The 8,761-nt window shown below is 67.6% G+C and carries 9 protein-coding genes; 6 read left to right on the forward strand and 3 right to left on the reverse strand.

Going from position 1 to position 8,761, the window contains the following annotated elements; all coding sequences use genetic code 11:
- Window positions 1-136 precede the first annotated feature (136 nt).
- The gene (locus AB0D46_RS37940; protein ID WP_266662342.1) at window positions 137-313 is read left to right on the forward strand and encodes a hypothetical protein; all 177 of its coding nucleotides are present in this window, start codon (window positions 137-139) and stop codon (window positions 311-313) included.
- A gap of 97 nt (window positions 314-410) precedes the next feature.
- On the opposite strand, the gene AB0D46_RS37945 is transcribed toward AB0D46_RS37940, so the two are convergent.
- From AB0D46_RS37945 to AB0D46_RS37955, 3 genes are all read right to left on the reverse strand, one after another.
- On the reverse strand, window positions 411-941 hold the full coding sequence (locus tag AB0D46_RS37945; RefSeq protein ID WP_362884588.1) for a hypothetical protein: 531 nt from the start codon (window positions 939-941) through the stop codon (window positions 411-413).
- 84 nt (window positions 942-1,025) lie between these two features.
- Entirely contained in the window at window positions 1,026-1,937 is a 912-nt protein-coding gene (locus AB0D46_RS37950) for a DUF6211 family protein (RefSeq protein WP_362884590.1), read from the reverse strand.
- Between the two features lie 160 nt (window positions 1,938-2,097).
- Window positions 2,098-2,241 carry a hypothetical protein gene (locus AB0D46_RS37955; RefSeq protein ID WP_362884592.1) on the reverse strand — a complete coding sequence of 48 codons (144 nt, stop codon included), beginning with the start codon at window positions 2,239-2,241 and terminating at the stop codon, window positions 2,098-2,100.
- A gap of 693 nt (window positions 2,242-2,934) precedes the next feature.
- On the opposite strand from AB0D46_RS37955, the gene AB0D46_RS37960 reads away from it, so the two are divergent.
- From AB0D46_RS37960 to AB0D46_RS37980, 5 genes are all read left to right on the forward strand, one after another.
- The gene (locus tag AB0D46_RS37960) at window positions 2,935-3,225 is read left to right on the forward strand and encodes a hypothetical protein (protein ID WP_362884594.1); all 291 of its coding nucleotides are present in this window, start codon (window positions 2,935-2,937) and stop codon (window positions 3,223-3,225) included.
- A 46-nt stretch (window positions 3,226-3,271) separates the two neighbouring features.
- Complete coding sequence (locus AB0D46_RS37965) at window positions 3,272-4,252, forward strand: hypothetical protein (protein WP_362884596.1); 981 nt, start codon at window positions 3,272-3,274, stop codon at window positions 4,250-4,252.
- A complete protein-coding gene (locus AB0D46_RS37970) occupies window positions 4,249-4,884 on the forward strand; it encodes a hypothetical protein (protein ID WP_362884598.1) in 636 nt (211 codons plus the stop codon). Before AB0D46_RS37965 ends, AB0D46_RS37970 begins: the two co-directional genes overlap by 4 nt.
- A 593-nt stretch (window positions 4,885-5,477) precedes the next feature.
- Complete coding sequence (locus AB0D46_RS37975) at window positions 5,478-5,690, forward strand: hypothetical protein (RefSeq protein ID WP_362884600.1); 213 nt, start codon at window positions 5,478-5,480, stop codon at window positions 5,688-5,690.
- A 184-nt stretch (window positions 5,691-5,874) separates the two neighbouring features.
- On the forward strand, window positions 5,875-8,352 hold the full coding sequence (locus tag AB0D46_RS37980; RefSeq protein ID WP_362884602.1) for a Helicase associated domain protein: 2,478 nt from the start codon (window positions 5,875-5,877) through the stop codon (window positions 8,350-8,352).
- Window positions 8,353-8,761: the final 409 nt, after the last annotated feature.

Genomic DNA, 8,761 nt, shown 5'->3' on the forward strand with positions numbered 1-8,761 from the left:
GCTGGACCGGTGTCTGCACCACCTGCCGGCAGCCCCTCCCGAACAGACCACACACCACACCAAGATCAAGAGCAACCTAACGGAGTCCTACTAGTGCTGCATCAGCCAACGTTTGCCCTGCATGTACGGTCGGGACATGGATGCCAGCGGCCAGCCGACGCTTGACGAGATGGTGTTCGTCGTGATGGCCCAGTCGAGAATCCGGAGGTCGGCAGCGTGGGCCGAACTCGATTTCGTCGAGCAGCATGTCCCAAAGTACGGCTGGCCGCCGGAGACGATCGAGGAGTACCGGGCGCAGCAGCTTCAGGAGTAGGCGTCAGAGGCTTGACCAGCCGAGGAAAAACAGAACCCCGTGGACGCGATGCCCACGGGGTTCTGCGCTGCTTGGCCGGCCGAGCGGGACGTCGACGCTACTTCCCGCACTTGGTCTTGTAGCCGTCCAGCAGAGCCTTGCCGGCATCGGAGTTGTCCCGCACGTACGCGCTACCGCTGATGCTGATCGAGGTTTCGCTGGTTGAGATGGACTCGCTGCCGGTCCGCCTGTTGCGGGTGTCCTCTCCGGCGACCGTCCAGATGATCTGGGACTGATCCTTGTTGAACTCGCCGGTGCTGGTCACGTCCGGCTCCTCGTAGACACCATCGCAGTTGTACTCATGATGCGAGACACTGTTGCCCTTGACGACCAGCTGGCCGAGTTTGGACGTGCCGTTGACGTCCTTGATGTAGTAGGTACCGTCACGCTCGCTGCCGCTGCCGCTGCCGCTGCTTCCGCTGCAGGCGGTGAGTATGAGTGAGCCCGCGGCCAGGGCCCCGATGGACACGGCGATCTTGGCCCGCGTTCTACGAGTGGTCCTGGTGATGCTCATGGCGTTCCCCCATCGTTCGTTCTGGATAGTCGGTTTGGGCGCCGCGTTGCGGCCGCGGGCCTGTTCGGCCTTCATTCTCGACGACCGGTCTCGGGCCCCGGGGGGTGGGTCGATGTACGCGGTGGCCATTCCCTCGCCGTCCGGCCAGGCCCACTTGGGTCAAGGCTGCTGGTGAGGTGCGGCCTGGGCTTCGGCCATCTGGTCGCGGGCGGCTTTGAGGATTTGGGTCCAGGCGCTGGGGGAGGAACCGGGGAGGAGTTGGTGGAGTCGCTCGATGTGGCGGGTGGGTCGGTCGTCGGGGTGGTCGGTGAGGCTTTTGATGGCCGCGGTGAGGCGTTCGTCGTTGGCGTAGCGGGTGCCTGCTCGGGATCCCGCGCGTCGGCCGGCTCCGGCGGGTGCGGTGCGCTCCACGCGGTTGTCGGCGAAGGCTTGGGCTTCGGAGCGACGCCACTTGGGGCGGCGGCGATTTACGGGGTCGTCCCATTCGACGGGTTCGGGGAATCCGGGCGGGGGGATGGTGGCGGCCTTGCTGACCCAGGTGTGGTCTTTGTGACCGAGGATTTTGGCGAACTCGCTGACGTTGACGAGGTTGGGGTCCTGTCGGTGCTGGCTGCGGTGCCATTCCGCCCATTCGGTGGCGTCCCATTCGAGGGTTTTGCCGTTGCGCTCCGCGAGGGGGTGGCCGTTGGTGTCGCGCTTGGAGTACCAGCGGGCGAGGGTGCTTTCGGGGATGCCGTGGGTGGCGGAGAGGTCGGCGCGGGTGACGCGGCGTGGTTCGGGGGTCTCGGTCATGGACGTCTCCGGGTGGTGGATGGGGCAGGGGGCCCAGGTGCGGGTGTCGCCGGTGGCGACGCGGACGACGAGCGCGATGTCGGTGAGGGCGGTGGCGCCGGCCCAGTCCTGGTGGTTGGGGTGGTCGGCGAGGTGCCACAGCTCGATGGTGGGGGGCTCGGTGTCGAGGACGTCGACGACGAGGTACGGGGTGGCGGGGTCGGCGCCGAGGGAGTTACCGGGGCGCAGGCGCACGTGGTCGTAGGGGCGTGGCCGGTCCGTCGCGGTGGGGTCTACCATGGGGGTGTTCCTTCTGTGGGGCCGTGAGGCCGTTCAGTGTGAAGGGGACTCCCGCCCGGCGGCCTTTTGCCCATTGTGCCGCCGGGCGATCTACGTTTCGGCCGCGGCCGCCGGGGTTCGTCCCCGGCGGCCGCGCCGTTTTTCGGGTGCCGTGGTGTGCTCAGTGGTCGTCGATTCGGTCGGTGCCCGCCTGGCGGGGGATGCGCGAGGCGCGGGCGGTGCCGTAGCTGTCCGAGGGCTGGTGGCCGCGGGGGCGGGGGATCGCTCGGGCGTGGACGTGGTCGTCCTGCGGCTCGGGGCGCACGGGTGCTCCTGTGGATACGTGAAGGGGTGTCAGGTCGGGCATGCCTGGAGCCGGTCGGGGTTTGCCCTCCCCTTGCGGCGAAACTTATTGAACCACTGTCATGGCGATTTTTCCAGTGGTTCTCTGTTCGTCGAGAGCCGGCGGGCCGGCGGGGCGGGCATCGGCTGAGCTCGGGAGGTGGAGGCTCCGCCCGGGGGCTGCGGGTCGGCGGTGGTGAGGACGACCGCCGCGGCGGGCTGGTGGCGCGCGCGGCCCGGGTGAGTGACGCCTGGGTGACGGCTGCGGGCCCGTTGCGGGGCTTGGGTTCGCGCCGGGGGTGAGGAGCACGGCCTGCCGGCGCGTTAGACGCTTCGCGGGTCGCGGACTGGAGTAAGTGCGTGTTTCTCATCCTGGCCGGTCAGCGTTCAGTGAGAACCTTGCGTGACCGGGTTTCGTTCACTGTGGTGTGAAGCGTGAACAAAGTGCCTCTGTGGCAGCGAATCAGGCGATGGCCCAGCTGGAGTCCGAGCTGTGTTCCCTGGTCGGCGCTGATCCCGAGGCTGCGCGACGCTGGACCCCGCGGCGTTCCTGGAAACCCACCTGCGGGAACCGCACCGCGATGACTTCGCCGCGTTCCTGGCAGAGAACGACGTTCCCACCCGCTCGTTCGACAAGGACACCAACCTCATCGGCAGCCGGCTGCGGAAGATGCGGGTGGACCTCGTCAACGGGGCCTTCCTGGTCGCCCCGCTGGAAGCCGTACAGGACGGCACCGTGGTCCTGGAGGACCTCGAAGACGGCCGCACCACCGTCACGGTCACCGGCACACTCCTCAAAACCAGCAGTGGCGCCGCGGCGGGCCGCCAGCCCAAGGTTCAAAGCCAGCCGGAGGAACGACCGTCCCAAACGGAGATGATTCCGGGCCTCGAGAGTGCCGTTCTCACCGGCCCGGCTCGTATGCCGCACGCCAGAACGGGCGATGACCTCTTGCCGGCGCAGCCATGAGTCCCGCGGACACCACCCTCGTCCCCGCGATCCCAGCAGGGCCTACATGCCTTTGACCGCCGACGAGGCCTTCCAGCGCTACCGCGAGGAACGCCCGCGTATCGAGGCGGCCGCCAAAGCCACCGAGACCCACCTCTTCCACCGCGCCGCACGCAAGGGGATCACCTGCCAGGTGACCTCCCGGGCCAAGGAACTCAGCAGCTTCAACACGAAGGTGTACCGCAAGAACTACGCCGACCCTTGGACACAGATCACCGACAAGGCCGGCGTGCGTCTGGTCGTACCCCACCGGGGGCTTATCGACCCCGCCCTGGAATTGATCAAGGAGTCCCTCGACATCGTCGAGGTGCAGGACGACCGTGACACCCACGACGACCAGTACCGCCTGAGCTACCCGCGGCTGCACGTCCAGGCCGTCATGTTCGGCGCGGAAAAGGACCCGGATGATGTCCCGTACCAGTGTGAGATCCAACTGCGCACCGAGGCTGTCGACTTGTGGTCGCGCATGTCCCACCGGCTCCTGTACAAGCCCGGCGTCACCCCACCACCGGATGTCAGTCGCTCGCTATACCGTCTGATTGCGCTGGTCGAGTTGTACGACCTCGAGGTTGAACGGGGGGTAAAAGCCATGGCGCAGCATCCCGAGCTCCTGCGCAGCAACCTGCTCCTCGACATGGCCGAACAGGTCTATCGCACGTTCACCGATCACCCCTACAGCAGGGATCTGTCGCACGACATCCTTGACGTCCTGGCGCCAACCATCGGCGACGAGGGCGCCTACGGTGAACACCTGGCCGAATTCGCCGAAAAATACCGCGTACGCATCCAGCGTGCCTACGCCGACTACGGCCCCACCAGCGACCACTTCCTCAAGCATGGCCGCTACATGCTGGCCAGCCAGCCGGAAAGCCTGATCATCTTCGAACGGCTGATCCATGCCCGCTACCGCCTCAAGAGCACCTGGAACGGCCGGCTACCGCACACCATGCTCACCGACATGGCAGAAATCTGGGGGGTCTCCCTATGACGAAGTCCGCACAACCGGAAACCCCCGCGCTGGCCGCGGCCACCGCGATGTTCATCGAGGTCCTCGTCGTCGGCATCGGCACACTCACCGCGGCGGTCCTGCTCCTCATCGCCCTCATCGGCCCTGCCAACACGACCAAACTCGCCCCCGTGGCGGGTTCCTCCCTGGCCACCGGCGTGTCCCTCGCCGCCGCCTACGCCCTGGGTATCCTCCTCGACCGGGCCGCCGACACCGCCTTAACCCCGCACCGCCGCCGTCTGCGCTCCCGATACTTCGCCTCCAGCAGCGCATACGCGCAGGCACGCCTTCGCCTGGCCGACTTCCCCACGCTGGCGGCCCGGGCCGACTACGCCCGCTCCCGCATGCGCATCTGCCGCGGATGGTTCCTCAATACCCTGGCCCTGACCCTCACCGCGGACCTGGCCATGCTGCGATACCCCCTCGATCACCGCCCGCTCATCCTCGGTGCCACCACCGTCCTTGGCCTGCTGGCCGCATTCGGGTTCTACCGCGCCTGGCGCGCCCTCACCCTGACCGGCTACCGCAAACTCGCCGAACAGACCACACCCCCCACCGTCACCCCACAACTACCCACCCAGCCTCAGCCCGGCACGGCAGTGCCCTCAAGGTGAACACCACCGAGGAGTCGACGAGCGGTCCCGAACCGACAGAACCCGAGCAGAGCTGACCCAGCCCCACGGCCCCGCCTCGACAGCCACGGAGACCAAGACGCTCCCGCGAGGCCGCCACGTCCGGTGCCAAGAGGCAAAACGGCGGTGTCGGCGGCCACCAGTGGATAGTCCCCACGGACGGCCGGTTCGGCTCCCCACGTGGAGGTAACTTTGCGGAGCGGACCCCCGGTTGGACTGGGGTGGGAAAGGGACCTGAACGTGGCGCGTACGTGGCTGTCGATCCGTGTGGAGCTGGTGTCCGGCCAGGGCGCAGATTTCTGGCCGCGTCCTGGGCGGGTGCTCGCTGCCTCGCGTTCGCACTCCTTTGCACAATTCGCGGAGTCCGTCGATGTCGCCTTCGGCCGCTGGGACTTGGCTCACCTGCACATGTTCACGCTGGGAGACGGTACCGGCGTCAGCCCGCTGCAATGGTGGGACGGGGAAGCGCCCGATGGCACGGTCGACGGTCGATCGACCAAGCTGAGCAGGCTGGAAGCCGGCGAGCGGTTCGCCTACGTCTTCGATTGGGTGACGGCTGGGCTCACCTGTGCACGGTGGCGGAGAAGCGGATCGATCCCCTGGACGTGCTGGGCATGGAGCCGGGCGGCCCGGCTCCGTACTGGGGCTGGGGAAGCCTGCCGGATCAGTACGCCCGCCGCTGGGACGGGGACGACGGCGAGTCCCGCATGCCGAAGCGGCCCTCCGGCGGCGGCCTCGGAGACCTTCCGCCGCTCCTGCCATGGTGGGGTGACCGGGGACGCGGATAACTCACGCCGAGTGCCTGATCCGGCCGCGAGCGGGGAATCGACGTGGCCACGGTGGGGAGCACAAATGGCCGCCGGCGGGGAGTCCCAAACTGGCCGCTGTCAGGGCGGGTCATCCGGCGTGCTGCGCCCCACCCGAGCGCATCTGTCTCTCCTTCACCCTGTCGCTGCTGGGAGCATGGTCGCTATGAGCACCGCAACTCCGACACCTGCCCGGCCCGGCGGCCCCGAGCGGGCGCATCTGTTCCCGGACCAGGCACAGGGCGTGCAGCAGGCGGTGCGGCATCTGCGCCGACCGGGTACGCGCGCTCTGTACGTGTCGGCCACCGGTACCGGCAAGACCCTTGCCTCGATCCGGATCGCCGAGACTCTCGGCGCCAGGCTGGTGCTCTTCGTGGTGCCCACTTTGGACCTGGCTGTGCAGACCGCACTGGCCTGGCGCGCCGACGGCCGCACGGAGCACATGCTGATCGTGTCGTCCATGGACTCCTCCGGCCACGACGCTCTCGTCACGCACCGGGTCGGTTCAACCGGTGACTTTCGTGCTCTGGCCGGTCTGATGTCGGTGGTGGGGGAGGGGGCGAATCAGCTCCCGGCGCTGACGGTGGTCTGCACCTACGATTCCCTCGACAAGATCGAGAACACCCGGCACACACGGTTCGAGGTACCTCCGTTCGACCTGATGGTCATGGACGAGGCGCACAGGATCGCCGGCCGCGCCGACAAGAAATGGGCCGCAGTCCACGACGCCACCCGCATCCGAGCCGAACGCCGCCTCTACATGACCGCCACCCCGCGGATCCTGGCCGGCCCGGACCTCTCCGAGTCCGCCGACACCACCCGCCCCCGTCGACGGCACCCCTTGGCGGCAGACGCCGGCGACTTCGCCAACTCGATGGACAACGAAGCCGTCTACGGCAAGAAGATCCACGAATATCCCCTCGCCCAGGCCATCGCAGACGGCCGAGCAGCCGACTACCGGATCGTGGTCCCCACCCTCACCGACCCCGAACTCCGCGAACGTCTCAACCTCCCCGCACCCACCCAAGACGACGGCCCCGGCACAGACGACGCGCTACGCACAACAGCCCTGCACCTGGCCGTCCTCAAAACGATGTCCGAGCACGGACTACGGCGGGTGCTGGTCTACTTCAACCTCGTCGAAGACGCCAAACGCTTCGCCCGAGAAGTCGGCCACACCCTGCGTCAACTGCGCCGCACCGCTCCCGAGCTGTGCCCTGACGTCGATCCGCGGCTGTTCTTCGTCCACGGCGAGCACACCCCGCAGCAGCGCACGGCCATCTTCGCCGACTTCGCGGCCGCGCCCTTCGCGATTCTCGCGAACGCCAAGCTGATCGCCGAAGGCGTCGACATTCCCAGCGTGGACGCGGTCGTCTTCGCCGACCCCACACGGAGCGTCCGCCGCTGCGTTCAAGCCCTGGGCCGGTCCTTGCGTCTGTCGGTGAGCGGCAAAGTCGCCAGCCTGATCATCCCCGTCTACATTCCGGCGGGCGCTGACCCGCAGAACATCCTGGGGACCGCCTACGAGCCGGTGTGGGCGATCACCACTGCCCTGGCCAGCCACGACCACCGCATCGCCGAACGCCTCCCCGACAAGGCCAACCGCCTCCCCAGAGAGACCAGCCGGCTCATTCAGCACCGCTGGCGCTTCGACTTCACCGTCCACCCCGAACGGATCGCCAGGGCGATGGACCTGGTCACGTTCGACCCTCGCGACGCCACCTCACGCCCCCGGCGCGAAGGCCTCGCAGCCGCACAGTCCTTCCATGACCAACATGGCCACCTCGATGTCCCCACCGACTACATCGACCCCGCCGGCTACACACTCGGAGCCTTCATCACCGGCATGCGAGGCGCTCACACCACCGGCCGGCTCGACGCCGCCTGGACCGCTGAACTCGACGCCCTCGACATGATCTGGAACAAACACGACGCGGCCTGGCGCGCCAACCTCACCACCGTGACCGACTACCACGCCACCCACGGCCACCTCGCCATCCCCGCCACCGCCCCCGGCGGCGCCTTCCTGGCCGAACAGCGCTCCCTGGCCGCCAAGAACGAACTTCCCTCGACCCGCGCACACGCGCTCACGGCCATCGACCCCGACTGGCAGCTCCCTCACGGACCGGACTGGCACCGCAAATACCATGTCCTCCGCGCCCACCTCGCAGCCGGCCACGATCCCGCCACCCTGAACCTGGACACCATTCTAGGCACCGTCAAGGCGGGCCGCTGGCTACACCGCCAACTCACCGGCTTCACCACCCTCCACCCCCATCAGCAGAACCTCCTCACCGAGATCGGCCTCACCCCTGACACAAATCCACTGACCCCGCCACACCGCACCCGCCGCTCCTTCGAACAGACCGTCCAGCTGCTCGAGTTCTTCCTTCATAGGGAAGGGCGTGCTCCCACCGCCCGTGAAGAGATCACAGTCGACGGCGAGAACGTCAGGATCGGGCCCTGGCTCGCCAAAGCCCGCACCAAGCAGCGCTCCGGTCAACTCGAACCCCAGCACGCAGCCCTCGTGGCCGCACTGTTCGACGCAGACTGGACCGACGACTCCGCACAGCCCGTTTCCCTCCCTCGCAGAGAGCGCAGAAAGGCCACAAACCCCCCGCAAGCCAAAGCCTCTGACCTGTGATCAACAGACCCTGCGGCTCCCTCCAAGGGGATCCGCCCATGGAAAGAGGCAGGAGAGAGGAATCCAGATTCTCAGAATGTTTTTCAGCAAGGAAGCACTAAACTGGACCGAGACACTAGCCGGATTTGCTCCCCACCCCCGACAGAAGCCGCAGACGACCGAAGGCATCGCCCCCGACCCCCGCTGCTGGCCAAGCCCGCGAAGCGGGCTCACGAACTCGAAGGCGAAGCCGTAGAGTTCGCAGGCAGAGGAAGCGAAGCTGACTCTGCCAGGGAGATGAAGCGAAGCGGAACCTCCCCAGCCCGAAGGGCTGATCCGCGAAGCGGATCACCTCGAAGCGAAGCGAAGAGGTCAACCCGGCGAAGCCGGGCGCCGGAGCGCAGCGAAGGCGGTCACTCGGAAGGTGCGC

The organism is Streptomyces sp. NPDC048383, assembly GCF_040651775.1.
In the GTDB taxonomy this organism is placed as follows: Bacteria; Actinomycetota; Actinomycetes; order Streptomycetales; family Streptomycetaceae; genus Streptomyces.